The sequence below is a fragment of the Alphaproteobacteria bacterium genome, from assembly GCA_040216735.1.
Lineage (GTDB): Bacteria > Pseudomonadota > Alphaproteobacteria > SHVP01 > SHVP01 > CALJDF01.
Map to the genome: position 1 here is coordinate 881,812 of JAVJOO010000002.1, position 24,714 is coordinate 906,525.

Below are 24,714 nucleotides of genomic sequence, written 5' to 3' on the forward strand. Positions count from 1 at the left end.
TGCGTTGCTCGCCAACCGGACTAGCGCTGATCTAGGACCGACCGCACGCGCCTTGCCAGTAGCACTTTGCTGTAGGGTTTCGATAACAGTTCGATGCCCGGTCGCAAAGCCCCGTGTTCCATCAGGGCGTCCCCCGAATAACCTGACATAAAAAGAACCTTCGTTCCCGGAAAAAGGCGCGTAATCTCCTCCGAAACGTCCGGCCCCGACATTCCCTTTGGCAGAACGACATCGGTCAACAGGAGGTCCAAACCTTCGAGCCTTGCAGCAGCTCGGACAGCAGCAGGGCCATCGCTAGCCTGGGTCACCTGATAGCCGAGCGACGAAAGAGCAGCAACCGCGATTTCACGAACATCCGGATCGTCTTCAACGACCAGGACCCGTTCTGTGCCCTGTGGCAGGTCGGTAACGGCTTTTTCCTTCGGCACTTCAGTTAGTGCACGCTCGGGTGCTACGGGCAGTAGAAGTCTAACGGTGGTCCCCACCCCTTCTTCACTATCGATTTCGAAACGACCGCCCGATTGCCGCGCAAATCCATACACCATACTGAGACCCAGGCCGGTGCCGGACCCTGCCGGCTTAGTTGTATAAAACGGTTCGACGGCACGGCCCAATATCTCCGGTGGCATGCCGCTGCCCTCGTCGGTCACTTCGATTTGCACAAAGGGCTGGCCTTCCAAGTCCACGGGCCGGGCGGTCAACCAAAGACGCCCGCCCTCGGGCATCGCGTCGCGCGCGTTGACCGCCAAATTGAGGAGCGCGTTTTCGAGCTGGTTGCGGTCGACGAGGGCAGGTGGTGGGTTCTCGACGGTCGTTAGAATTTCGACTTTCTCACCGAGGGTCCGTTTCATTAGCTGGACAAGATCGACGAAGAGCCGATCGATCGAAACGCTTTCAGGACGAAGCGCCTGTTTCCGCGAGAACGCGAGAAGCCTTTGGGTGAAGCCTGCGCCGCGGCGGGCAGCTTTGACGGACGAGGCCAGAAATCTCTCGGCATCGCTATCTGCCTGCTTTTTGGTCTGCAAGAGTTCCAGATTGCCAATAATTACGGTCAAAAGGTTGTTGAAGTCGTGCGCAATACCGCCGGTGAGCTGACCCACGGCATCCATTTTTTGAGCTTGGCGAAGCTGAACTTCTGCGGCGCGCTGGGTTGTCACGTCGGCATTGATGCTACCGATGCCAATGAATTCGCCCTCGCGGTTCTGCACCGGGAATAGCGACGAAAGGACTCGGCGCGTTTCGCCGTCGACGCGGACATGTTCCCCTTCGAACTGATGGCCTCCGCCGGCCTGTAACACGGCGGGGAGGGCTTTTCCCTCATCGTCGAGGCCAATCTCATCGAGGGTCATGCCGACAATCGAATCGGTACGACCGTGAGCGAACAGTTTCTCCGCCGGTCGATTTGCCGATTGAATGCGACCTTCGGTATTCGCAAATAAGATGGCGTTGGGTGAATTGTCGACCAACGCAGAGAACTGACCGGTGCTGCGGCTGGCTGTTGCCGCGATCTCCTTTTGTTCCGTGAGGTCTTCGACGAGCTCGAAGTGTCCGAGAATCTCACCTTCGGGCGACGTATGGGGGGCGAATATCGCCTTGATGTCGCGCGCCCGCCCGTCGGGGTAACGGATTCGCGTTTCGATTTGCCTTTCTTCGCCGGCCGAAGCTGCTGCCTCGATCGCGGGCATGAGTTTGGCCAGTTCGGGACCCAGGATCTCCCTCGCGGTCCTTCCGATAATCTCGTGTTGCTCCGCGCCATACCATGCCGCGCAGGTTGCGTTGACAAAACGATACCGGGAGTCCGCGCCGACATAGGCGATGAGGACCGGTAACGAGTCGGTGACGAGCCTCATTTGATCGCGGCTTTGCCGTGTCGCATCCTCCCGCCGGATGGCGTCGGTGACATCGGTGGCGACCGACATCAAGCCCCCTTCGCGTGTCGATACGTTGCGAACTTGGATGGTTCGGCCGTTTCGGGTGCCGACGATCTCCGGCTTGCCGTCGGCGTGCGTGTGGCGGCGGAGAATCCTATCCAATGCGTCGGTCGCGGTTGAGCCGGGGTCGCCGATGAGCCCGAGTTTCGCCGCTTCCTCAAGCGCCTCGACGCGATGTCTACCGCGCTCAAATATGGCCCTAGTTCCAGGGTAAATATCGACGAATCGATCGTTGAACAGAACGATACGGTCGTTTGCATCATAAAGGATGATGCCCTGTTCCATACTGAAGACGGCATCCTCAAGACGGCCGTAGGCCTCCTGCGCCGAACGCTCGGCCTCCTTGAGCTGGGTTACATCGGAGAAAACAAACGCCGTGTTCTTGCGAGCGGTCCGATTTCTTCGGATTTGAATCCAGCGACCGTCGGCGAGATGGGCGATGGCTTCCGTACTCCCTTCTATCGTTGTTTGGAGAATGGTTGCCCAGCTCTTGGGCTTATCGCCTGTGGCATCGACAGGCTGTACGCCCGCGGCCAAGAGATCAGGAAGGGGAGTGCCTCGAACAAGGTGATTGTCATCGATCCCGAGGAGGTGCCCGAACGGCCGGTTCCACATCATCAGACGGTTTTGCAAATCGAACAGGGCGAAACCGTTGGCATTGTCGGAAAAGTCCAGCCACTCCTGGCGCTCATCGTTGAACTGCGCCGTCAAGGCGCTACTGAGGGCGTGGGCGTCCGTCTCGCGAACGAGTGCGTCATAGACGGCTCTTGCAGATGACAGCATGCCGATGCACAGCACTAGTCCGAGAACCGAAAGGCCCAAAAAGGCCACGTCGGTCTGCAGGGCAAAGTAGATCGAAGTGGGAACCAGACTTAGGGCAATAAAGAGCGCTGCGGCTCCAGGCAGGGCCGCGAGAGTTGTCGCCCCGCCGATCGCCATCGCGGCGACCACCACGAGGATGGCGACCTGAAGCGGTGGCGTTGCAAAGGGAAAGAAAAGAACCGTCGAACCCCACAAAGCTCCAGAAAGACCCGCCCATAGGTGGGCTCGGATTAGGAACTTTCGGGAGGCGGGCCGGACCTGGCGCGTACCGCGGCGCCGGTACCAATTGATGTACAAGAACCCTGCGCCGGTAAGATGGAGAACCACCCACGGGACGCTCAGGTACAGGGGGACAGACCTGCTCAGCAGTATCCACAAAGTTCCAGCAGTAACCGCGGTGATCAGCGCGTTCTTCGGTGTTTGACGGACAAACGCATCGACCCGGATTGGGCTGACCCGGGGATCGCTCCGACGCCAAATTCGCGGCAATCTGAGAAAGCTCATAGCAGCAAATACTGAAGGCAGGTTCTTTGAATAGCCAGCGAGATCGGAGCTCGCTCCCAAGCCTCCGCGACGGGTTAAGGGCAGATGCCGAGCAAGCAGTCGTCGCTGCCAGGAACGATCGCGGTGAAATCGCGCCCGGCATGGTAGTCGGCGCGCGCGAAGGTGGTCTGCGGATTCTCCACGGAATTGACGTTGACGTAAAATAGGGCGCGCCTACGCGGCGAAATGTTTGCACTCGAGCCGTGAACGAGATTGCAGTGCATGAACATCACCGAGCCAGCCGCTCCCATCCCGGCAACGATGCCTCCTTTTTCGACCATCGTCCGGAGTCGGGCGCCGGACAATTTCATCAAAACGTTGCCGGTGGCGTCTTCGACCGGTTCGAAATCGTCGATCAGCCCCTCCTTGTGAGAGCCGGGGATATACAGGAGCGGACCGTTGGTTGCGTCCATATCGTCTAGGAAAACGGCGATCATCATCGCCTGCGGTTCGGGCAGGCCGTCGACTTTGTGCCAAGTGGAGTAGTCTTGGTGCCAATCGAAGCCGCCGGTCCCGAGGCCGGCGTTATAGTTGAGACGGGATTGGTGAACGTAGAGGCCGGACCCGATCAACTGCTGTGCGGGACCGATGAGGCGTGGGTGGCGGCATAGCTGCCGGAAAGCATCGTCGTAGGCGTGGGCGCCGTGGACCATGCGGGCCGTGGAGCCCGCGAATTCCGGTGTCACATTCGGCCGCTTTTCAGTGCTGACGCGCGCTGCCGCTGCGCGCAATATGTCGATTTCGGGCGGGCGAAAGACTCCTTCAAGGAGAAGTGCGCCGACGGATTTGTAGGCGGCGACCTGGCTTTCGTTCAACATGTTCACTCCCACTGCGGTCCAAATGGCGCGCCCGGCAGGATTCGAACCTGCGACCCCAGGATTAGGAATCCTGTGCTCTATCCTACTGAGCTACGGGCGCCCGTGTCCGTTCTAGGATGGGCCCCTTTGGGCGTCAACGTGTAGGGACTAAGATGCCGTTGGTTGGCGGCGGGTGGCCAGTCTGGGCGGGTGCGGCGCGTTTGGTGTTGGGAGACAGGATATGATTGGTCGGCGCATTCGGAGCAGGTTTGGCGTTATGGCTGTGCTTGCGCTTGTGGCCGGCGGCTGCTCGACAAATCCGGCAACGGGCGAGTCGGTATTCACGCTATTCATGCAGCCCGCGGATGAGGTCCGCGTGGGCGCCCAAGAGCACCCCAAGATTCTCGAAAGGTTCGGCGGAGTCTACGACAATTCCGACGTTGGGGGCTACGTCGCGGAAATCGGTGGGCGTTTGGTCGCCAACTCGGAGATGCCCTCGTTCCCGTTCACCTTCACCGTCCTGAACTCTCCCGACGTGAACGCCTTCGCATTACCAGGCGGCTATGTTTACGTCACCCGCGGCCTGCTCGCGTTGGCAAATAGCGAGGCGGAGCTTGCCGGTGTAATCGGGCATGAGATCGGCCATGTCGTTGCCCGACACACGGCGCAGCGGTACAGCCAAGCCGTCGCCGCCGGTCTTGGCGCGGCCCTGCTCGGAGCGGCTGTTGGCGGTGACGCCGAACAGTTGGCGCAATTAGGCAGCGAGCTCTACTTGGCGAGTTTCTCGCGCGACCAGGAATACCAAGCCGACCAACTTGGCGTGCGCTATTTGCGGAATGCCGGCTATGCGCCGGGCGCGATGGCGGGATTTCTCGAGAACCTAGCGCGCAACAAAGCCCTCCAAGAAAAGCTGTTGGACCAGGACCTACCGGAAGCGGATTTCTTCGCGACCCATCCCAATACGCCGGATCGGGTGGCGCGGGCGGCGGCGCTGGCGGCGGGTTCTCCGGGTGCCACGCGCCAAGACGAACTGTTTGCCGCGATTTCGGGCTTGGTCTATGGCGATGACCCCGCCCAAGGTCTTGTGCGGGGGCGCCGCTTTTCTCATCCCGATCTTGGCATAACGTTCGAGGCGCCGCCTGGCTTCCGGTTGGTTAACACCGAGCAAGCGGTCTATGCCCGCCAAAAGAACGCGGCTGTCGTTCGCTTCGATGCAGCGCGCCGGGACGAATCCCACCCCGATCCCCTGGTCTATCTGACCCAGATATGGGCGCCCGACTTGCGCTTACGCGAGGCTGAGCGAATTGTCGTCAATGGCCTGCCGGCTGCGACCGCGTCGGCGCAGCTATCTGGCAAACTCGACGATTACCGTGGATCGCTCGACGCCCGATTTGTGGTGGTTCAGTTTCCGGGCAACAAGCTCTACCGCCTGCTGTTCTTGTCGCAACCGGCGCGCGCAGCGGCCCTGCGTGAAGATTTTCAAAGGATGACGTTTTCGTTGCGGCCGTTAACCCAACGGGAGGCGTCCGACCTCGTCCCTTTGACGGTCGAGATTCTCCAGGTACCGGTGGGCGCATCGATCGAATCGCTCGCCGCGGGCTTACCGTTTACCGATTGGAAGGCCGATCGGTTCAGGGTGCTCAACGGATTCGATCCTGGCGAAGAACCGCTGCCCGGGCAGAAGGTAAAGGTTATTGCCGAGTAAGGCCGTTAGGTTTCATGCTTCGATCCACTCCGAGGCCGTACCGTCGGCGAGAAAGCAGGCCGCTGCAAGGCGCCCACCGAATCCGCAACCTGCATCGACCGTCGCGGTCCACTGATTCATTGCTAAGCCAGCGTGTCGCCGATCGTACCCACGAACGATCATCTTGACGTCGCCGTATGGCCCGTCGATCGCGCTGAAATATCCCGATCCCCACCAAAACGTGTCGCCCTGCTGGGATAAAGGCCGGTGAGGATCGATGCCGGCATGCACAAAGAGGAGCCGCCCATTCTCGGTATACGCGGCGCGTTTCACGCCGTTAAGGAGGTCGTCGTGGCCGGGCCGGCGTTGACCACTAGCCCGAAGGGCATTGGTCCATCGTGTAATTGCGATCGCGCCTTCGCCGAGCAACGTACGAGCTTCGTCGGCGCGACCGCCATAAGCCTGAAGAGTGGCCTCTACGCCTTGCTGCATCATCCATTCGAAGACCTCCCGAGGATTGGGAGCGAACTGGATTTGCAGCAACTTGTTCCACATTTCCTCTTGCGAACCGCGCAGGTAAACGAAGTCGCCTGACTCCATCCCCGGCGCGAACATCGACCGTCGAAACGCTAACGTTTCATCGAGAGTCTCAAGGATTTTGTCGCCATACCCAAGAAGGTTCCCGAGATAGACGAAGCGGTCGCCGCGTTGGGCGCGCGTCGCGATCTCGCTATGCAGCTTCTTCAGCTTCGTGGCGTCGCCATGAACGGCACCGATGGCCCAAACGCGGCGGGTCGCGGTCAGTTTTCCGAATACATCGCTGTCGACGTCAATCATGCCCGCAGGGCACCGTGGTGCGTTCGGCATCCGCTCTGGGGCGTCGCTTCGATCCTTCGGCGTACCAGCATTCCAACCTGTTGCTGCCCGTTGCCTTATGCTGCCTGAAGGACCGCCTGCAATCTCAATTGCGCCGCGTCCTCGTCGATCTTTTCGACCGCGGCAACCTCACGGACCAATCGATCCAGCGCGGCTTCGTATATCTGGCGCTCGCTGTAGGACTGCTCAGGCTGGTTGGCGTTTCGATGGAGATCCCTGACGACTTCGGCGATGGAGATCGGGTCGCCGGAGTTGATCTTGGCTTCGTATTCCTGGGCCCTCCGGCTCCACATGGTCCGTTTGACCCGCGCTCGGCCTTTCAGAGTGGTCATGGCGTCTTCCATGATCTTGGGAGAAGCGAGTTTTCGCATCCCTGTGGTGTCGACCTTGGCAACAGGAACGCGCAAAATCATTTTGTCCTTGTCGAACTCGACGACAAACATCTCCAAATGAATACCGGAGATCTCCTTATCTTCGATAGCCGTAATCTTTCCAACGCCATGGGTGGGATAGACCACGAAGTCATTTACCGCGAAGGGTAGTTTGCGCTTTGCCTTGTCGGCTTTTACTGGCGTCACATTGGCTCCGGTTCGGGGCGGGGTCGGTTGAGGGCTCTGCACCTTCTTCGGTGCGCTTGGCTTCGGTGCGCTTGGCTTCGGTGTGACCGGAGCAGCGGATTTGGGGGTGGCTTTCGACGCAGTTTTAGGGGTTACCGGTCGTTTAGCCTCAGAGGGTGTGGGCTTCGGTTTAGCGGCTGTTTTATTCTTTTTAGGTACTGCGGCGCTGGGTTTTTTCGATTTTGGCGGGCTAGCCTTCTTCTTGGCAGAAACCGCCTTCTTGTTCTTGGCTGAAACTGCCTTTTTCTTCGGTACAGCCGGTTTCTTTTTCGCTGCCTTTTTCTTACTCGCTGCCATTTTCTCGGCCCCATTCAGTGCGCGGCACTGCCTGCCAGCCGTCGATGCGGTTTCTCCGTTAGAGCCTTGCCCCGAGAGAGCCCACGTCTTGCATTGGGTGGCACGAGAATCCGCGGATCCGATCCTTAGAGCGCAGGATGTAGCACAGAAGGCGGCTCAGTGCCACGGTTGGCCAGCGCTGTGCACCGAGCGGAAAGGCTTCCGCTGCCAGGTTTTTGGCTCGATCAGGACCCGCCGGGATCGGCCGAGAAGTATTTGTCGAATTTTCCTGCCACACCGCGAAACTCGGCTTCGTCCGCGGGAACGTCGCCTTTTTGGGTGATATTCGGCCATTTCGCCGAATATTCGGTGTTGAGTTCGATCCAAGGCTTGGACTGGTCGTCAGTGTCCGGAAGAATCGCTTCAACGGGGCACTCGGGCTCGCAGACCCCGCAATCGATGCACTCGTCGGGGTTGATGACCAGCATCACCTCGCCCTCATAGAAACAGTCTACCGGGCAAACCTCGACACAATCTTGCAGCTTGCACTTGATGCAGGAGTCGTTAACTACGTACGTCATCTCTCATTCTCCACGCTGACGACGGCAGAGCCTAACCGAGACCGATCCGGCGTGCCATAGTTTTTGAACGTCGATTAGCCTTTACGCGAGGCCAAGGCGTTGACGAACCCGCAGCCGTGCAGCGCCCGATTCTTGGTCGGTCACATAAATGAGTCCGGCGACGCGCCGCATCAAGTTCGCCTCAAACGCGTGTTCCTCGCCATCGGCAAAAACAACTTCCCACAGCATCTCAAGAAGCGCGATTCGATCCTCATGACTGGCGTGCATCTTGATATCGCGCGTAAAGCGAAGGATTTGGTTGGTATTTTCTTCTGCCGCCCGGGCATCCCCCAGCAACGTCTGGAGGTCGGTCGGGTTCAGATCGAAGCGCTGGACTAGGAGATCGGCAATGACTTGCTCCTCGGCAGGGTCGATCTCCCCGTCCAGCGTGGCGGCATGGAAAAGCAATGCAGCAATAGCGATCTGTTTCGCCTCAGGATTCTCGCCCATCTCCTTCGTCGGAGAGGGAGCTTCGAAGAGGCGGCGGAGACGATCAAGCATATTGCGGTCGTATCAGCCTGTCGGATGAAGATCAAGATTGAGTTGCACCGCGTCCATTCCCCTTGCTTGGTTGCGGTCCAGGTTGAACGGGGTAGAGTTCTCGGAGGACCGCGAAGGGCGAGGCGGTCGCAGCGACCTTTGGTATTTTTTGTCTCCGGTTCTTGTGGGAAACAGGCCGCGATGCCGCAATCGAAAAGAGACCTTTGGTCTGATCGGATTGTCGGTAGCCGAGAAACTCCATGGCCAGCGAGAATTCGCTGCGGGGAAACCCGATCAGAGACAGGAGTTGGGGGGTTTCTCGAACGGTTGGACCGACGCCTGCTAGCGCCTGGTCGAGGCGTTCGAGAGCATCGACACGGACGGCTCGACCGCCGATGCGCCAAAAACCGCAGGCCTTGAACAGGTCATGATCAATGTCTCGTGGTACTTCGAACGACACCCTGCCTACGGGGAGGTCGAGGATTGGTCGGCCATGGAATACGCAGTGAAGTTCCAACGCTAAGACCGCGCGCTTTTGCTTGAGCATTGTCGCGAGATAAACGAAGTAACGCCCAAACGTTACGCCGAGTCTTCTGAGTTGCTGTCTTTCGTTCGGGAGCAAATCCTTGAGCAAGTTGGCGACGTCCGTTGCACGGGTGACGCCGAAATTTTCGACCAGTTGGTATGCTAGGCCGCGGCATGCTCCCTTGAACTCCATTCGATCGAGTTGAATCAGCGGGGCCAAGACTGTCGAGATATGCTTGTCGAGCCATCGCGTTACTCGCGACTGCAAGAGAGATCGATACCGGGCGTCTAACGTGGCGTCATCGTCAATCAGGTCGACCAAGGGGCGACGCACCAATTCGCCGCGGGCAAGGCGCGCGATCGACGCGCCTTGCCATTCTATAGTACCCGCCTTGATTTCGAAAAAGTCATCGTCGCTCGACAGGACTGCGCTTGCGCGCCGCTCCACCTCGGAGCGAAGTTCGCGGCGAATTGCCTTACGGTCGGATGCCGGTAGGTTGATGGAAGGTGAGAACTTCAGTCCACGCATTTTGCCGACGATAGCGCCGTCGACTGAGACGGCATCGTCCTCTTCCACCTGGACGGCAAGTGTGCCGGACTCACGGAGTCGCCGCAACGTGGCCACATGGTGCTTGTCGACAAACCGCTGCGTCAATCGTGCATGAAGTGCGTCGGACAGTCGATCTTCAACTGCGATCGCGCGTTCTTGCCAATGCCTCGGGGCTTCGACCCAATCTCGCTGGTGTGCGATGTAGGTCCATGTCCGGATATGAGCGAGCCGCATCTGCAGTGTGTCGATGTCGCCGGATGTGCGATCGAGATGTTCGATATTGCGCGCGAGTAAATCGTGGGGGAGCCGTCGCGTCGCGCCGGCCAGGTGACGAAAGAGTTGGCCCAACAAATTGGTATGGGTTTCGTGAAGCATCTGTTGAAAATCGGGAATGGTGCAGACCTGCCAAAGAAGCGAGACATTGGCGGGGGATCGCGCTGCCTGGGCGATGTCGGGCTCGCGGTAAAGGCTACGCAGCGTTTGGATGTCGGAGGCCTCGTGGGCGGGTCGCAGAAAGCTCTTGCGGGGCGGTGCCTCAAGGCTTGTGATGAGGCCGGGAACGGACGAGAAGTCGAGATCGGCGTTACGGTATCGAATCTGAGTCAAGGCTGGAAAACCATGCGATTCGACCGCGCTCACCAAATCGTCTTCGAACGGTTTCGCTTCCCCGGTTGTCCCGAATGTACCGTCGTTCAAATGACGTCCGGCGCGACCGGCAACCTGGGCGATTTCCGCGGAAGTTAATCGCCGTTCGATCCGGCCGTCGAATTTATGTCGTGCCGCAAATGCCACATGATCGATCCCAAGGTTGAGGCCCATCCCGACCGCGTCGGTGGCGACGAGGTAGTCGACTTCGCCCGCTTCAAACATGGCGACTTGGGCATTCCGGGTGCGCGGACTGAGCGCCCCCATGACCACGGCCGCGCCGCCTTTCTGGCGGCGCAGGACTTCGGCAATCGCGTAAACATCTTCAGCCCGGTAAGCGATGACCGCTGAGCGCCGGGGTAGACGCGATAGCTTGTGGTGCCCCGCAAAGCTGAGACGGGAGAGCCGCGGGCGCCCCTCGATACGTACGCCCGGTATCAATCGCTTTAGCAGCGGACGTATGGTGTCCGATCCCAGGAACATGGTCTCCTGGGTGCCGCGCGCCGAAATCAGCCGGTCGGTGAAGGTGTGTCCGCGCTCCGGATCGGCCGCGAGCTGGATTTCGTCGACAGCGAGGAACTCAACGGGCACGGAGATCGGCATGGCCTCGACCGTGCAGACCCAAAAGCGGGGCGAGCGTGGCACCAGACGCTCTTCGCCCGTCACCAGCGCAACCTGTTCGCCGCCGATCCGACCGGCAACGCGATCAAAGACCTCGCGGGCCAAGAGCCGGAGAGGCAGTCCGATCATCCCGCTCCGATGGGCGAGCAACCGCTCGACCGCCAGGTGGGTTTTTCCGGTGTTCGTCGGCCCAAGGACGGCGACTACCGGCGCGGGCGTTTCGATATCCATGGGCCGCGACATACCGCCACCAGATCAGATCGTCGGCTGCTTCGACAAGGGGGGGTCAACAAATCCCTTGTGCACAGGCCCGGATTCGTCCTAAGGCCGGTCTGTGACATCGTTTTGTGGTGCCATCCCCGGTCGCTGCCGCCGATCGGCCGCAAATAGGCAAGGTACGTGAAACCACGAAAATGAGAGAACCCAACAACCCTACGACCGGACGGACTCTGGGCCCTGTCTCGGATCTCGAACGCCACCTGCCGTCCGATTGGTGGCAGACGCTTTTCAATTCGCTGTATCTCAAAACCGATGGCGATGTCGTCGAGAACGCGGCCAATACAAAGATCGACATCGATCTGTTGCTCAAAACCGCCGGCCTCGAATTAAACGATCACGTACTCGATCTGTGTTGTGGGCAGGGCCGGCACACCCTCGAGTTGGCTCGGCGCGGTTTTCGGCATGTCACCGGGGTCGATAGGTCGCGCTACCTCGTTCGTCTCGCGCGGACGCGCGCGCGAAAAGAGGGGCTGAACGCAGCATTTCGCGAAGGCGACGCACGGACCGTTCGGTTGAAGCCTGCATCGTTCCACTGCGTCATCATGATGGGGAACTCCTTCGGTTATTTTGACCGAGAGGAAGACGACGCAGCCGTCTTGGAAACCGCGAAGAAAGCGTTAGTCTCTCGCGGCACGCTCGTCATGGATATCGCCGACGGCGAGTGGATGAAGGATCGTTTCGAGCGGCGTTCCTGGGAGTGGATCGACGAGAATCATTTCGTTTGTCGAGAACGGAACCTGGCGCGTGATGGCAGGCGCTTGATCTCGCGCGAAGTAGTGGTACACGCCGAGCGCGGCGTACTCGCAGACCAGTTCTATTCCGAGCGCCTCTATACGCGAAAAGAAATCCAAGATCTGATGGAGTCGGTTGGTTTTACCCAAGTTCGCTTCCACGCCGAGGTGCAAAGCGATTCGTCTCGGAACCAAGACTTGGGGATGATGGCCCACCGCCTCTTTCTCACTTCCGAAGCGCCGCCAAAGTCCACCGTGACGCGTAAGCGCGAGGTCCCCTTCCCGGAGGTGACCGTCCTGATGGGCGATCCGCGGTTGCCCGATAGCGTCAAACTGGGCGGACAATTCAACCCCGAAGATCTCGACACAATCGAGCGTCTGAAAGAGGCTCTAGCTGAGATGGAAGGTGTTTCCTTCAAGTATCTCGACAACCACCAATCGCTCTGGACCGAGTTGCGTACGAATCAGCCAAGCTTTGTCCTCAATTTGTGCGACGAGGGATTCAATAACGATGCGTTTTTGGAGCTCCACGTGCCGGCGATGTTGGAGATCCTCGGTGTGCCGTATTCCGGTGCGGCGCCGGCCGCGCTCGGGTTGTGCTACGACAAAGCACTAGTCCGCGCGGTTGCCCAGTCCCTCGACGTTCCAGTTCCGTCGGAGACATTCTTCGATCCCACCGATCAGGCCGCGACGCTCCCGGGCATCTTTCCGGCAATGATCAAACCGAACTTTGGAGATTCCAGTATCGGAATCACCAAGAACGCGGTCGTTCGAACGCCGGAAGAGGCCATCAACTACATCAACGAGCTCCGTGAACTCCTGCCGAACCGACCGCTGCTCGTCCAAGAGTACTTGGACGGTGCCGAGTACTCCGTCGGTGTCATCGGCAACCCCGGATTCGACTTCCACGTCATGCCGGTGCTGGAGGTCGATTACAGCGGTTTGGATGCGGACTTGCCGAAAATCTTAGGTTACGAGTCAAAGTGGGATCCTTCTTCGGCGTACTGGACGCAGATCAAATACAAAGAGGCCGATCTGCCGGAGGAGGAGCGGCGGCTTCTTGCCGATAATTCGCGGGCGTTGTTCGATCGGCTTGGATGCCGCGACTATGCGCGCTTCGACTTCCGGGCGGATTCGGCGGGCCGGATCAAGCTGCTTGAGGTCAATCCGAACCCGGGCTGGTCGTGGGATGCGAAGATGAACATCATGGCGGGGTTCGAAGGGCTTAGGTACTCCGACCTGCTCAGGATGATCGTGGAGGCCGCACAGGCGCGTGTTGCGGCGCAGCGTGGGTTGGTGGCCGCGACCTAGCCGGTTTGACACTCGCGACGCTGGTTTCTCATACTGATTTCGCATCTGCGAAAAAGTGAGACCGATGACAAAGTTTGAGACACCGACGTTGGCCGAGTGGCAGGCCCTGGCAAAAAAGGAACTCAAGGGGGAGGCCATCGACAGTCTCGTTTGGCACACCCCCGAAGGGATACCCGTCAAACCACTTTACACCGAAGCTGATGCCGCACATCGCCTGCCGGGGCTCCCTGGGTTTGCGCCCTACTTAAGGGGGCCGCGGGCGAGTATGTACGCGAACCGCCCCTGGACTATTCGGCAATATGCCGGGTTCTCGACCGCTGCAGAATCCAACGCCTTTTACCGGCGTGCCCTCGCGGCCGGGCAGACGGGCCTGTCCGTCGCATTCGATTTAGCGACTCACCGCGGGTACGACTCCGATCATCCTCGAGTAGAGGGCGATGTCGGCAAAGCCGGCGTCGCGATCGATTCGGTCGAAGACATGAAGGCCCTCTTCGACGGCATTCCGCTCGACAAGGTCAGCGTATCTATGACGATGAACGGCGCGGTGTTGCCGGTACTGGCGGGCTATGTCGTTGCAGCCGAGGAACAGGGCGTGCCGACCGAGAAGCTCTCGGGAACGATCCAGAATGACATTCTCAAAGAATTTATGGTGCGGAACACCTACATCTACCCGCCGGAGCCGTCGATGCGGATCGTTGCCGACATCATCGGCTACACGGCCCGCGAGATGCCGCGATTCAACTCCATTTCGATTTCCGGCTATCACATGCAAGAGGCGGGCGCGACGCTGGTTCAAGAGCTCGCCTATACGCTCGCTGACGGTTTGGAGTACGTCAAAGCGGCGATCGCCACCGGTCTCGACGTCGATGCTTTCGCACCACGGCTATCGTTTTTCTTCTGCATCGGCATGAATTTCTTCATGGAAGTCGCAAAACTTAGGGCCGCCCGGGTGCTGTGGGCAGAACTGATGCAAGCGTTCGATCCAAAAGACGTTCGGTCGTTGTCGCTGCGAACCCATTGTCAAACCTCCGGGGTCTCCTTGACCGAACAAGATCCACACAACAATGTCGTGCGAACCGCCTACGAAGCGATGGCGGCGGTTCTGGGTGGGACGCAAAGCCTCCATACGAACGCCTTCGACGAAGCGCTGGCGCTGCCTTCCGAGCTTTCGGCACGAATTGCCCGCAACACCCAACTCATCCTTGCCGAGGAAACCGGCGTCACCCATGTGGTGGACCCGCTTGGCGGATCTTACTACGTCGAGGCTCTGACCGACGCGTTGGTCCAGGAGGCGAGAGCGCTGATCGAAGAGGTCGAAGAGCTTGGTGGGATGACCAAGGCCGTCGCGCAAGGTCTGCCAAAACTGCGCATTGAGGAATCTTCAGCCAGAAAGCAAGCCCGCATCGATCGCGGCGAAGAGGTCATCGTCGGGGTCAACAAATACAGAGTGGATAAGACGGACGATTTGGATTTGCTGGAGGTCGACAACCAACGCGTCCGGGCGCAGCAGATCGAAAGATTGAAAGCGATCCGGAACAGCCGCGATTCGGGCAAGGTCGACGCTGCGCTAAAGGCGCTACGCGCCGGCGCTAAGGGCGACGGCAACCTCCTTGCGCTTAGTGTCGACGCCATGCGGGCGCGGGCGACGCTCGGCGAAGTGTCCGCAGCACTTGAAGACGTTTTCGGGCGTCACCGCGCGCAAACGATGGCGGTTTCGGGCGTGTACGGAGAGGCTTTCGATGACGACGCGGGATATTCGAATACGCGTCAAGCGGTCGATCGTTTTGCAGCGCGGGAGGGCCGGCGTCCAAGGATTCTGGTTGCAAAACTCGGGCAGGACGGACATGACCGTGGTGCCAAGGTCATTGCGACCGCGCTGGCCGATATTGGCTTCGATGTCGATATCGGCCCCCTCTTTGCAACGCCGAGCGAAGCCGCAAAGCAAGCAGTGGAGAACGACGTTCACGTAATCGGGATTTCCTCGCAGGCGGCGGCCCATAAGACGCTGGTGCCGCAGTTGGTCGCGGCACTGAAGGAAGAGGGCGCTGGAGATATTGTCGTCGTGGTAGGGGGGATCATCCCGCCTAAGGATTACGACTTCCTCTACAAGGCCGGTGTCGGGGCAATCTTTGGCCCCGGTAGCAACATCGTTGCCGCAGCCGATAGAATTCTCACGCTACTGGGCGACAACCGGGCGGCCGCGTAGCGCAAGAGGCGCTGCTGTTAGGGCTTTTCGTCCTGCGCGCGGCGCGCGGCGGTCTGCACGACGCGTGTCCGATTTACTTTGGTCGCCCGGGCTCTGTTTCCGGAAGCTCCACTCGGCGTTGCCGCCGACGGCCAAGGGCTCATGGGCCAGGGTCTCAGTTCAGAGCTAAAGGTCTCGAACGCCGTGATCTGCCGAAAATAGTGGCCCAGGCTTGTGCCAAACGCGGCGAGGCGCGGAACAGCGCGCCCCGAAATCAACTTGAAACCGAGCTGGATCAGGACGACTGCCGCGCCCACCCAAATCGCGAGATAAAACGCGACGGCATAGAGCAGCATGAAGACCACGCGAACCCATACCTCCGGGTTTGTTAGGTTGCCCGCGATTTCGGTGTCTCGGTCGGCCATCGGTGTCTAGGTCGCCTACTTCTCGGGTGTTAACGGGTCGTTTAGCCAACGTTGCCATGATTCCGGGGCAATGAACAACGCCTGACCGTCACTGTAACGCCAGATTCGGGCGAGCCAGGGGATTGTGGTCTATCATGGCGACTAGGTGAATAGATATGGCAAGAGCTCCCGTCAGGCGCGCACGCCGAAGCGACCTTCCGACCGACGATCCGCCATGGGTCCGGGATACGCGCCCTTCAAACGATCCGCCACCGCCAATCGAACCCGACTGGGCGACTGAGGCGGCGCTACCGGTCGGTCGCGCCCCTGAACCATTCGAGCCCGATTGGGCCCGAAACGATCGCGAGAATAGCGCGCCGCCAAAACAGATCGACCCGCCTTGGGCCGTCGAGCCAACCGACGGGGGCGAGGAATTGCGCGCCGCGTTGGCCGAAACCGCGCCGCCGGACCCCCCTTGGGCACGGACAGTCGCCGCGCCGAGGCAGCCAAAGCCGGTTGACCCGCCGTGGGTCGAAGACGATCGCCCCAACAATGATCCCCCGCCACCGATTGAGCCGGATTGGGCACGCGCAGAGACTGAGACTGATGAGAGCCAACCAGCCGATCCGCCTTGGGTGGACGTAGCGCCAAATAATCGCCCACCGGTGATCCTCCGAGGGCCGATCGATCCGCCATGGGTCCCGGATGCTGTTTCCGAGGCGCTTGAGGCCGAAGAGACAGCGGCGCGAGCCGTTTTTGAGCCGGACTGGGCGACCGACCGAGCTCTGCGGATACGCCGCGGACCGCTTCCGCCGATCGAACCGTCTTGGGCCGACGACGGCGCGCAAACGCAGCCCGAGCCTACCGCGCTCTTCGATCCGGCGTGGGAGCGCAACCCGTCGCCTGGGTCCAGGCCGCCACCGGTCGAACCTGACTGGGCTTCTGAGCGGGGGCCGGCACAGGGCGATGCGGCGATTGAGCTGTTCGATCCAGACTGGGAAGAATCCGATCCTCTTCGCACCGTTGTAGCGTTGCCGCCGATTGAGCCCAGTTGGGCAGTGGAGACGCGCAGCGAAGTAGAGCAGGCAAGATCCGACCCGTTCGACGCCCCTGTGGAGGAGGACACTATTTCGCCGTTCGACAAGACGATTGTCCTAAAGGGCGCCCGCCGGTTGAAACACCTAGCGTCGCAGGTGTCCCTGAACCCGTTTGGCCGCGCTAAGAGAAGGAGCCAAGCCCGTGCGCTCGACCGCGAAAAACTCATCGCCGACGCGATGCGGATCCGCAGCGAAACCCGCGAAGCCCTCGGTGAAGATACGGTCAACGCGCTATATCGCGGTATCATGGGAACCGATCCGCCTGCGGGGGAAAATCGTTAACCCGCCCCTACGACGATCCCGAGCTGTCTATCCGGAAAACATGGTGCCGCGATACCTTGCCTGCCGTCGAGCGGCCCTATGAACGGGTCCAGCGGCTTTGACGCCCAAGAGCTAAGATCGTCGATACTGGCCGGCAATCGGCGTGGCCTGGCGCGTGGGATCACCTTGATCGAGTCCGAGCGCCCCGACCATCAAGCACAGGCTGAGAATCTGATTACCTCGCTCCTGCCCCAAACTGGCCGTGCCACTCGACTGGGGGTTTCCGGTGCGCCAGGTGCGGGGAAGTCGACCTTCGTTGAAGCATTCGGCATGCACCTCGTGAATGCCGGCCACCGGGTTGCCGTTCTCGCGGTCGATCCGTCCAGCCGACTATCGGGCGGTGCAATCTTGGGCGACAAAACCAGGATGGACGACTTGAGTCGGCACCCTGCGGCCTTTGTCCGACCGTCGGCGGCAGGGTGCACGTTGGGCGGCGTGGCCCGCCGTACCCGTGAGGCTATTCTCCTGTGTGAAGCCGCCGGTTATGATGTTGTGATCGTTGAAACGGTGGGTGTTGGCCAATCGGAAGCTGCCGTTGCCAACATGGTCGATCTTTTCCTTTTGCTTATCGCGCCAGGCGGCGGCGACGAGCTTCAAGGGATCAAACGCGGAATCGTGGAATTAGTCGATTTGATTGTCGTCAACAAGTGCGATGGCGATCTCATCCCTGCCGCCGGTCGAATCGCTGCCGACTACAAAGGAGCCTTGGGCCTCCTGCGTGCGCAGTCGCTCCACTGGAAGCCGGAGGTCGTCAAGTGTTCGGCGCTGGAGCGACGGGGAATCGGCGATGTTTGGCGCACCGTCGAACGGTGCGCCGCGACGCTGCGCGGCTCGGGCGATTTTTCCCACCGGCGGGAGCGCCAGCTTTCCGACTGGTTGTGGCAGGAGGTCAACGGTGGGATTATGGACGAACTGCGGCGCGACGATGCGACCAATGCGGTTGCCAAGGCGCTCGAACAAGAGGTGATCGCCCAGCGCCTACTTCCCCCAGCCGCCGCTCGCCAGGTGAGGGACGCCTTTTTTCGCCGTGGCGCGCGCGACGGTGAAAAAACGGGACACACCGGACCGCAAACGGGATAGCCCGTCGTCGGGGGCGGATGGGTCCAATTTGAGGCGTCCAAGGCCACCTTCGCCTAAGCCTTTGATTTTGAATGGGTTTATTTTTTCCACCTGGACGCGTTTCGTGGCACAGGTTGCGCCAGCGTGGGGTGTCTTGACGCTGATGGCTCGGGGAACTAAACAAACGCCCTTCCGGCGCGCGCCGGAAGATGTTGAGAGGATACGAGATGTCTAGACGTTGTGAACTCACCGGAAAAGGCGTTCTGACCGGCAACAATGTCAGTCACGCACACAACAAGACCCGCCGCCGGTTCCTACCGAACCTTCTGGACGTGTCGTTGATGAGCGACTCGCTCGGGCAAAGTTTTCGTCTGAGAATTTCTCGGCAAGCGCAGCGATCGGTGGATCATGCGGGTGGTTTCGATGCGTTCGTCGCCAAAGCGAAGGACGAACACCTCAGCGATCGCGTACGGCAGATCAAGAAGCGGGTCGTTAAGACGGCGGCTGCCGCCGCTTAGTTCATCCGGTATGGCACTCGCGCCATGCCGCTGTTTGGCCCGGCTCCCCCACATCGCAGCATGCAGGGTACTGCATTGCCACAATTTCGCCCATTGATGTTTCCAATTGTCGCGATGGTGGCGATCGTCGTCGCCTCGAATTTCCTTGTCCAATTTCCGATTAACGACTTCCTGACGTGGGGCGCGTTCACTTTTCCGATAGCCTTTCTCGTTACCGACCTCACGAACAGGCGGTTCGGTCCCTCCCGCGCGCGTCGCGTCGTTTATGTCGGATTTTTGATTGGCGTCGTGCTCTCCGGCGTCCTCGCCGGCCCGCGGATCGGCATCGCAAGCGGAACCGCGTTTCTAGCGGGGCAGCTTCTCGATATTGCGGTCTTCGATCGGCTACGGCGAACCACATGGTGGCGCGCGCCGCTTGCCTCGTCGGTTTCGGCATCGGCGATCGATACGGCGATTTTCTTCAGCCTCGCGTTTGCCGGGACAGGCGTTCCGTGGGTTACCTTGGGAATCGGCGACTTTGGGGTGAAGTTGGCGATGGCCGCGACGCTGCTGATCCCCTATCGCGCGTTGATGGTCTATGTTGCGGCGATGCCCGCTCGGCGGACGGAGATCGGCCTGCACTAATCCTCAACAAGGCGACGTTCCTATGCTCAATGTTCTCGACCATCCCCTTATTGCGCACAAGCTGAGCCTTATGCGAGACGTCGCGTGTTCGACGAAGGACTTTCGGGCATTGCTCAAGGAGATCGGTCTCCTGATGGGCTACGAGTTAACCCGCGACCTGCCGGTGCGGCATGAGAAGGTGACGACGCCCGTTGCCGAGACGATGGGGCGCTTCATTGCCGGGAAAAAGGTCGCGATTGTTCCGATTCTGCGCGCCGGTTTGGGCATGGCCGACGGCTTGCTGGAACTGATGCCGTCGGCGCGGGTCGGTCACGTCGGGGTCTACCGCGATCCCGATACGCTGGAAGCGATCGAGTACTTGGTCAAGTTGCCCGAGGCCGAAGGGCGTTTGTTCATTGTCGTCGATCCGATGCTCGCGACGGGCAACTCGGCGGTGCACGCTCTCGACGCGTTGAATAAACGGGGCGTCGCCGACGAGAATATCCGATTCATGGCGTTGGTCGCGGCGCCCGAGGGCGTTGCTCGACTAAGCGAATCCCACCCGAAAGTTTCGATTTTTGTCGCGGCGCTAGACGAGAAACTGAACGACCATGCCTATATCGTTCCCGGTCTCGGCGATGCTGGCGATCGACTGTTCGGCACGAAGTAGCGCCTTAGTCCGGATCCCAGACAAACCCCAACAGCAAGGTTTGCTGCAAAAAGCTGAAGTTGTCGTCCGAAACAACCCAGACAAGCAGGTGGCCGTTCGGCCCTTCGGACACGGCAATGCCCTCGAAGTTGTCGCTGACGATCGATCCCGCGAAACGCGCGATGACATCGCCCGCGAGGGTGCCTCCCGGGACCACCGTGGCAGGGTCTATGTGGCGAATTCTTGCAGAAAATCCGATCAATGCCGAAAGCCGCCGCTCCAGGACAAGTAGTCCAATTTTCGGATGAAAAGCGGCGTCCGTCGGTTTCCAGTTGGTCTTGGGGTAGGTCACAGGATCGCGCCGGTCTCCATCAATGAGCCAGCCGACCAGGTTGCCGTCGGGTGCATAGTCTTCGGTCAACGCAAGCAGGCGCCCATCTTCCAATCCCGCGAGAGTTTCGATCCCGCCGTTCGCGGGGGATTTGGCAAGGCCAGGTATGTCGCGGATGTAGTCGGGCCGCCCTTGATCGCCCGCCGCCGGGTCGTAGAGGCCGATTCGGTGAAACCGTTCGAAAGCGATGGCGTAGAGGTTGTTCCATTTCTCAAGGGCTTCGGCATCGTGCTCGCCGCGTTCGATCTTCAAAGGCTCGCCCTTGCTGCTCAGGATCGGCGCAAGTTCGTCGTCGTCGAGGCCTGTGAAATTCCCGTCGTCGCTAAGTCGGAGGCGCGCGCGAAACCAAAAGCCGCGATCGGTTACCGCCGTCAGGTTGTTACCCTCGACGACGAGGCCGGAGAGGCCGCCGAAACGCTGGTCGCGCGAGTCGAGGGCGAAGCCGCCGATGAACTTGAGTGGGCCGAGGCGGACAACCGTTGGGTCCTCGCGGTCGAGTTGAACCGGCGTCGCGGTCACGACAATCGGTTCGGCGGCCCCTTCATCTGTACCGGCAAACGCGAGGAGCGCTACAAGCGCCAGTAGGCCGCGGGAGTTGAACGTGCGATTCAATCGGTCGGCTTCGGCGGCAGCGTCACCTTGAAATGACGCTGAAGGATTTCAGCGATATTTTCGTAACACACGCCATACCTGTGCACCGTGCAATTCTCGACATCGAGTAGCGTCGAGGACGCCGCGTAGTTGTGGTACTTCATCAAGCCGTAGTCGACGACAATGTCGGCGATCCCGGTGATCTCCTCTTGCATTTCGTCGACGCGGAAACGCGTGCCCGTGAGCGTAAGGTTCGCCGACGATCCAAATAAAAGGTGCTTTTGCGCAAAGCTGAGTTTGGTGATCTCCGCATGAAACCGACCGGAATTCATCAGCATCAGGAGCGTGTCGCCCTTCGTACTGCGCTGGTAGGTATCGCGATCCAGCGTCTGTAACAACGGATGATCGATGTTGCAGGGCGCTATCATACCTAGGGGTAGGTCGTAGTCTTTGCAAATCGCTTCGTAAATTTCTTGCCCGCGGGTGCTAACCCGATGGAGTGCCCGGTGCAGATCGTCGTTCCCAAGCATTGCGTTGAGTTTCGAAGGGGCCCGCTGCTTCGTATCGAAGATGCGCTTAAGCGCCTGCGGCGATCCGCCGATCAGCGAATAACCCACATCCATCGGTAAGATGGCAATGCCACCGCCTTTCAGAACTGTAAAGGCCCGCGCCGCATCGCCCTGGATATCAAGTACGCCCATCTGATCTGCTCTTTCGTTACTGCCTTGCCGGGCGTTACTGCCTTACCCGGGCTTGCCCTGGGTCTTCATCGAACAGGTCGGCTAACTGTTCCATCATCGCGCCACCGAGTTGCTCAGCGTCGACGATCGTCACCGCACGCCGGTAATACCGATTCACATCGTGCCCGATTCCGATCGCGATTAGTTCGACCGGCGAACGATTCTCGATCCAATTGATCACTTCTCGCAAATGTTGGTCGAGGTAGTTTCCGGGATTGACCGAAAGCGTCGAATCGTCGACCGGGGCGCCGTCGGAAATCACCATCAGGATGCGCCGCTGCTCCGGCCTGACCATAAGCCGATGGTGCGCCCAGGTGAGCGCCTCACCGTCGATGTTTTCCTTGAGCAATCCTTCGCGCAACATCAAGCCTAGTCCGCGTCGTGCGCGCCGCCAAGGTTCGTCGGCAGATTTATAGACGATATGGCGTAGGTCGTTCAGACGGCCAGGGTTGAGGGGTTTCCCCTCTGACAGCCATTTCTCGCGCGATTGGCCACCCTTCCAGGCCACCGTTGTAAATCCAAGAATTTCCACGTTCACGCCGCACCGCTCAAGCGTGCGGGCGAGAATGTCCGCGCACATCGCCGCGACCGTGACCGGTCTGCCGCGCATCGAACCTGAATTGTCGATGAGGAGCGAAACGACGGTGTCCCGAAAATCGGTCTCTCGCTCCATCTTGTAGGAAAGAGAGTAGAGCGGATTGACGATCACTCGCGCGAGGCGGGCCGCGTCAAGTTGGCCTTCTTCCAAATCGAAATCCCAGGCCCGCTGTTGCTTGGCCATAAGCCGGCGCTGTAGCCGGTTAGCGAGTCGGCCAACCGCGCCTTGCAGGTAGTGCAACTGCTGATCCAGGTGACGCCGGAGACGGGCGAGTTCGTCCGGATCGCAGAGGTCTGAGGCATGGACGATCTCGTCGAACGCGGTCGAATAGGCCCGGTAGGTCGGTTCGTTGCGCCGCCGACTCGGGTCATCTTGCCACTGCTCGGGCCGACCTCCGGGTTCGCCCTCCCCGGCCATCTCGCGTCGCTCCTCGGCGCTTGTGCCAGCGGCCGATTCGGCAGCATCGTCCATCGAGCCGTCTGCCGCATCTTCGCCGACCGATTGCATCGCGCCTTCGGCTTCGCCGTCACCCTCGTCGGATTGCCCTTCTTGTTCCTGATCTGCGTCGTCCGCTTCTTCCGCTTCGTCCGGATCCGGTTCAAGCGTATCTTCCTCGGCCAAGTCGAGATGGGCAATCAAGCGCCTAGCGATCTTGGCGAAGGCCGCTTGATCGGCGACCGTGTCGCATAGAGCGTCGAGGTCCTCGCGCGCGCGACCGTCGAGGGTTTCCCGCCATGCCTCCACGATCGCGTGGGCAGCTTGCGGTGCTTCGGCGCCAGTGAGTCGCTCGCGCAGGGCCAAGCGTACAGCCTCCGACAGGGGCAAATCTTCTTGGCTCCCCACGTCTTCGGTGCGAGACCGCTCGTAGTGTTCCGAAAGTGCGGCTTCGAGATTCCTGGCGACGCCTTCGTATTGCAATGCGCCGATCGCTTCGATGCGCGCTTGTTCGGCCGAGTCGTAGACCGCTTGGGCGACGAGGCCGTCGGGCCGCCGGCGCGCATGTAGCTTCGCGTCGTGGTGTCTCAATCGGAGCGCGAAGGAATCGGCAACGCCTCTAACCTGGCTGACTTCGCTGGCTTTGAGATCCCGGGACGGTTGTGGGAGCCGTACGCTGTCGTCTCTGATTCCAGGCGATTCGATGCCGAACGATACGTCAAGATCTTTGACCGCAGAAATCGCCCGCGTGGCAGCGCTAACTGCCCGTTTGAAGTTCTCGACCGGGCTGCGGGTCTCGCTCGACACTTAGTGTGGTTTTGCGAGGGCGGCGCTTTCCGGCAGGTCTTCGCCGAAGGACCGCTGGTAGTATTCCGCGATGAGCGGACGTTCCATCTCGTCGCATTTGTTTGCGAAGGTGAGACGGAACGCGAAGCCGACATCATTGAATATCTGGGCGTTCTCAGCCCAAGTGATCACCGTGCGCGGTGACATCACGGTCGAAATGTCACCGGACTGAAAGCCGGTGCGCGATAACTCTGCGACGCGCACCATTTTGGCGACGATCTTCCGCCCGTCGTCGGTGTCGTATTCCGGTACCTTGGCGAGAACGATGGCGACCTCTTGCTCGTGCGGCAAATAGTTGAGTGTCGCCACCAGATTCCACCGGTCCATTTGACCCTGGTTTATCTGCTGAGTCCCGTGATAGAGCCCGGTTGTGTCGCCTAGACCGATTGTGTTCGCCGTCGCGAATAGACGGAACGCGGGATGAGGACGAATCACGCGATTCTGATCGAGGAGGGTCATTTTGCCCTCTGCCTCCAGGACGCGCTGAATTACAAACATGACATCGGCGCGCCCGGCGTCGTATTCGTCAAAGACCAGAGCGGTCGCGGTCTGCAGCGCCCACGGCAGGATACCCTCGCGGAATTCCGTGATTTGCTTACCGTCGCGGATCACGATGGCGTCTTTGCCGATGAGGTCTATTCGGCTGATGTGGCTGTCGAGGTTCACGCGGATGCAGGGCCAGTTCAGCCGTGCCGCCACCTGTTCGATATGGGTGGACTTCCCGGTCCCGTGCAGGCCCTGGATCATGACCTTCCGGTTGTACTTGAACCCCGCCAAAATCGCGGTTGTTGTATCGTGGTCGAAGCGATACGCCTCGTCGATGTCGGGGACATACTCGTTCGGCTGCGAAAAGGCCGGTACGAGCATGTCGGTATCGAGGCCGAAAAGCTGCCGCGCGGATACATCGATGTCTGGAATGTGGTTGGGGTCCTTGGCAGCCGCCAAGGCGCTTTCGTAACTCTCCAAGTT

At 60.1% G+C, this 24,714-nt stretch carries 20 protein-coding genes and 1 tRNA gene; 8 read left to right on the forward strand and 13 right to left on the reverse strand.

Annotation, left to right across the window (positions count from 1 at the left end; translation table 11 throughout):
- Window positions 1-20 precede the first annotated feature (20 nt).
- The 3 genes from RID42_05510 to RID42_05520 form a co-directional block, all read right to left on the reverse strand.
- A complete protein-coding gene (locus tag RID42_05510) occupies window positions 21-3,257 on the reverse strand; it encodes a PAS-domain containing protein (GenBank protein MEQ8247121.1) in 3,237 nt (1,078 codons plus the stop codon).
- Between the two features lie 74 nt (window positions 3,258-3,331).
- The gene (locus RID42_05515) at window positions 3,332-4,114 is read right to left on the reverse strand and encodes a phytanoyl-CoA dioxygenase family protein (GenBank protein MEQ8247122.1); all 783 of its coding nucleotides are present in this window, start codon (window positions 4,112-4,114) and stop codon (window positions 3,332-3,334) included.
- Between the two features lie 23 nt (window positions 4,115-4,137).
- Window positions 4,138-4,214, reverse strand: a tRNA-Arg gene (locus RID42_05520).
- Window positions 4,215-4,370: 156 nt separating this feature from the next.
- On the opposite strand from RID42_05520, the gene RID42_05525 reads away from it, so the two are divergent.
- On the forward strand, window positions 4,371-5,798 hold the full coding sequence (locus tag RID42_05525) for a M48 family metalloprotease (protein ID MEQ8247123.1): 1,428 nt from the start codon (window positions 4,371-4,373) through the stop codon (window positions 5,796-5,798).
- Window positions 5,799-5,810: 12 nt separating this feature from the next.
- Here RID42_05525 and RID42_05530 read toward each other — a convergent pair whose 3' ends face one another.
- The 5 genes from RID42_05530 to RID42_05550 all read right to left on the reverse strand — a co-directional run bounded on the left by RID42_05530 (window position 5,811) and on the right by RID42_05550 (window position 11,230).
- A complete protein-coding gene (locus RID42_05530; GenBank protein ID MEQ8247124.1) occupies window positions 5,811-6,614 on the reverse strand; it encodes a hypothetical protein in 804 nt (267 codons plus the stop codon).
- A gap of 95 nt (window positions 6,615-6,709) precedes the next feature.
- Window positions 6,710-7,567 (reverse strand): CarD family transcriptional regulator, encoded by an 858-nt coding sequence (locus RID42_05535; protein MEQ8247125.1) that lies wholly within the window; start codon window positions 7,565-7,567, stop codon window positions 6,710-6,712.
- A 224-nt stretch (window positions 7,568-7,791) separates the two neighbouring features.
- Window positions 7,792-8,127 (reverse strand): ferredoxin family protein, encoded by a 336-nt coding sequence (locus tag RID42_05540; protein ID MEQ8247126.1) that lies wholly within the window; start codon window positions 8,125-8,127, stop codon window positions 7,792-7,794.
- An 81-nt stretch (window positions 8,128-8,208) separates the two neighbouring features.
- The gene (locus RID42_05545; GenBank protein MEQ8247127.1) at window positions 8,209-8,667 is read right to left on the reverse strand and encodes a TerB family tellurite resistance protein; all 459 of its coding nucleotides are present in this window, start codon (window positions 8,665-8,667) and stop codon (window positions 8,209-8,211) included.
- 31 nt (window positions 8,668-8,698) lie between these two features.
- Complete coding sequence (locus RID42_05550; GenBank protein ID MEQ8247128.1) at window positions 8,699-11,230, reverse strand: helicase-related protein; 2,532 nt, start codon at window positions 11,228-11,230, stop codon at window positions 8,699-8,701.
- A 170-nt stretch (window positions 11,231-11,400) separates the two neighbouring features.
- Here RID42_05550 and RID42_05555 point away from each other — a divergent pair, with 170 nt between their 5' ends.
- Together RID42_05555 and scpA are read left to right on the forward strand one after the other, a co-directional pair.
- Window positions 11,401-13,308: a methyltransferase domain-containing protein gene (locus RID42_05555; GenBank protein MEQ8247129.1), complete on the forward strand. Its 1,908-nt coding sequence runs from the start codon at window positions 11,401-11,403 to the stop codon at window positions 13,306-13,308.
- 64 nt (window positions 13,309-13,372) lie between these two features.
- Window positions 13,373-15,514 (forward strand): methylmalonyl-CoA mutase, encoded by a 2,142-nt coding sequence (gene scpA, locus RID42_05560; protein MEQ8247130.1) that lies wholly within the window; start codon window positions 13,373-13,375, stop codon window positions 15,512-15,514.
- Window positions 15,515-15,531: 17 nt separating this feature from the next.
- Here the strand turns inward: scpA and RID42_05565 are convergent, their stop codons facing one another.
- Complete coding sequence (locus RID42_05565) at window positions 15,532-15,918, reverse strand: DUF4389 domain-containing protein (GenBank protein MEQ8247131.1); 387 nt, start codon at window positions 15,916-15,918, stop codon at window positions 15,532-15,534.
- 614 nt (window positions 15,919-16,532) lie between these two features.
- On the opposite strand from RID42_05565, the gene RID42_05570 reads away from it, so the two are divergent.
- From RID42_05570 to upp, 5 genes are all read left to right on the forward strand, one after another.
- Window positions 16,533-17,276: a hypothetical protein gene (locus RID42_05570; protein ID MEQ8247132.1), complete on the forward strand. Its 744-nt coding sequence runs from the start codon at window positions 16,533-16,535 to the stop codon at window positions 17,274-17,276.
- Window positions 17,277-17,354: 78 nt separating this feature from the next.
- Window positions 17,355-18,395 (forward strand): methylmalonyl Co-A mutase-associated GTPase MeaB, encoded by a 1,041-nt coding sequence (meaB, locus tag RID42_05575; GenBank protein MEQ8247133.1) that lies wholly within the window; start codon window positions 17,355-17,357, stop codon window positions 18,393-18,395.
- Between the two features lie 206 nt (window positions 18,396-18,601).
- Window positions 18,602-18,892, forward strand: a complete 291-nt coding sequence (gene rpmB / locus RID42_05580; GenBank protein ID MEQ8247134.1) for a 50S ribosomal protein L28 — start codon at window positions 18,602-18,604, stop codon at window positions 18,890-18,892.
- Between the two features lie 96 nt (window positions 18,893-18,988).
- A complete protein-coding gene (locus RID42_05585) occupies window positions 18,989-19,516 on the forward strand; it encodes a VUT family protein (protein MEQ8247135.1) in 528 nt (175 codons plus the stop codon).
- Window positions 19,517-19,538: 22 nt separating this feature from the next.
- Window positions 19,539-20,165, forward strand: coding sequence for a uracil phosphoribosyltransferase (gene upp, locus RID42_05590; GenBank protein ID MEQ8247136.1), 627 nt, complete (start codon window positions 19,539-19,541; stop codon window positions 20,163-20,165).
- Window positions 20,166-20,169: 4 nt separating this feature from the next.
- On the opposite strand, the gene RID42_05595 is transcribed toward upp, so the two are convergent.
- From RID42_05595 to cobS, 4 genes are read right to left on the reverse strand one after another with little or no spacing between them, the layout of a single operon-like run.
- A complete protein-coding gene (locus RID42_05595) occupies window positions 20,170-21,147 on the reverse strand; it encodes an esterase-like activity of phytase family protein (protein MEQ8247137.1) in 978 nt (325 codons plus the stop codon).
- Window positions 21,144-21,827 carry a Sua5/YciO/YrdC/YwlC family protein gene (locus tag RID42_05600; GenBank protein MEQ8247138.1) on the reverse strand — a complete coding sequence of 228 codons (684 nt, stop codon included), beginning with the start codon at window positions 21,825-21,827 and terminating at the stop codon, window positions 21,144-21,146. Before RID42_05600 ends, RID42_05595 begins: the two co-directional genes overlap by 4 nt.
- A gap of 34 nt (window positions 21,828-21,861) precedes the next feature.
- Window positions 21,862-23,706: a cobaltochelatase subunit CobT gene (gene cobT / locus RID42_05605; GenBank protein MEQ8247139.1), complete on the reverse strand. Its 1,845-nt coding sequence runs from the start codon at window positions 23,704-23,706 to the stop codon at window positions 21,862-21,864.
- A complete protein-coding gene (cobS, locus tag RID42_05610) occupies window positions 23,707-24,711 on the reverse strand; it encodes a cobaltochelatase subunit CobS (GenBank protein ID MEQ8247140.1) in 1,005 nt (334 codons plus the stop codon).
- Window positions 24,712-24,714: the final 3 nt, after the last annotated feature.

Bases quoted from the DNA above. Each gene is read 5' to 3' on its own strand.
- upp (MEQ8247136.1), top strand. From the start codon at position 19,539: ATGCTCAATGTTCTCGACCATCCCCTTATTGCGCACAAGCTGAGCCTT.
- RID42_05510 (MEQ8247121.1), bottom strand. From the start codon at position 3,257: ATGAGCTTTCTCAGATTGCCGCGAATTTGGCGTCGGAGCGATCCCCGG.
- scpA (MEQ8247130.1), top strand. From the start codon at position 13,373: ATGACAAAGTTTGAGACACCGACGTTGGCCGAGTGGCAGGCCCTGGCA.
- RID42_05540 (MEQ8247126.1), bottom strand. From the start codon at position 8,127: ATGACGTACGTAGTTAACGACTCCTGCATCAAGTGCAAGCTGCAAGAT.
- rpmB (MEQ8247134.1), top strand. From the start codon at position 18,602: ATGTCTAGACGTTGTGAACTCACCGGAAAAGGCGTTCTGACCGGCAAC.
- RID42_05515 (MEQ8247122.1), bottom strand. From the start codon at position 4,114: ATGTTGAACGAAAGCCAGGTCGCCGCCTACAAATCCGTCGGCGCACTT.
- RID42_05565 (MEQ8247131.1), bottom strand. From the start codon at position 15,918: ATGGCCGACCGAGACACCGAAATCGCGGGCAACCTAACAAACCCGGAG.
- RID42_05550 (MEQ8247128.1), bottom strand. From the start codon at position 11,230: ATGTCGCGGCCCATGGATATCGAAACGCCCGCGCCGGTAGTCGCCGTC.
- RID42_05545 (MEQ8247127.1), bottom strand. From the start codon at position 8,667: ATGCTTGATCGTCTCCGCCGCCTCTTCGAAGCTCCCTCTCCGACGAAG.
- RID42_05555 (MEQ8247129.1), top strand. From the start codon at position 11,401: ATGAGAGAACCCAACAACCCTACGACCGGACGGACTCTGGGCCCTGTC.
- RID42_05535 (MEQ8247125.1), bottom strand. From the start codon at position 7,567: ATGGCAGCGAGTAAGAAAAAGGCAGCGAAAAAGAAACCGGCTGTACCG.
- RID42_05525 (MEQ8247123.1), top strand. From the start codon at position 4,371: ATGGCTGTGCTTGCGCTTGTGGCCGGCGGCTGCTCGACAAATCCGGCA.
- RID42_05530 (MEQ8247124.1), bottom strand. From the start codon at position 6,614: ATGATTGACGTCGACAGCGATGTATTCGGAAAACTGACCGCGACCCGC.
- meaB (MEQ8247133.1), top strand. From the start codon at position 17,355: ATGAACGGGTCCAGCGGCTTTGACGCCCAAGAGCTAAGATCGTCGATA.
- RID42_05585 (MEQ8247135.1), top strand. From the start codon at position 18,989: ATGTTTCCAATTGTCGCGATGGTGGCGATCGTCGTCGCCTCGAATTTC.
- RID42_05600 (MEQ8247138.1), bottom strand. From the start codon at position 21,827: ATGGGCGTACTTGATATCCAGGGCGATGCGGCGCGGGCCTTTACAGTT.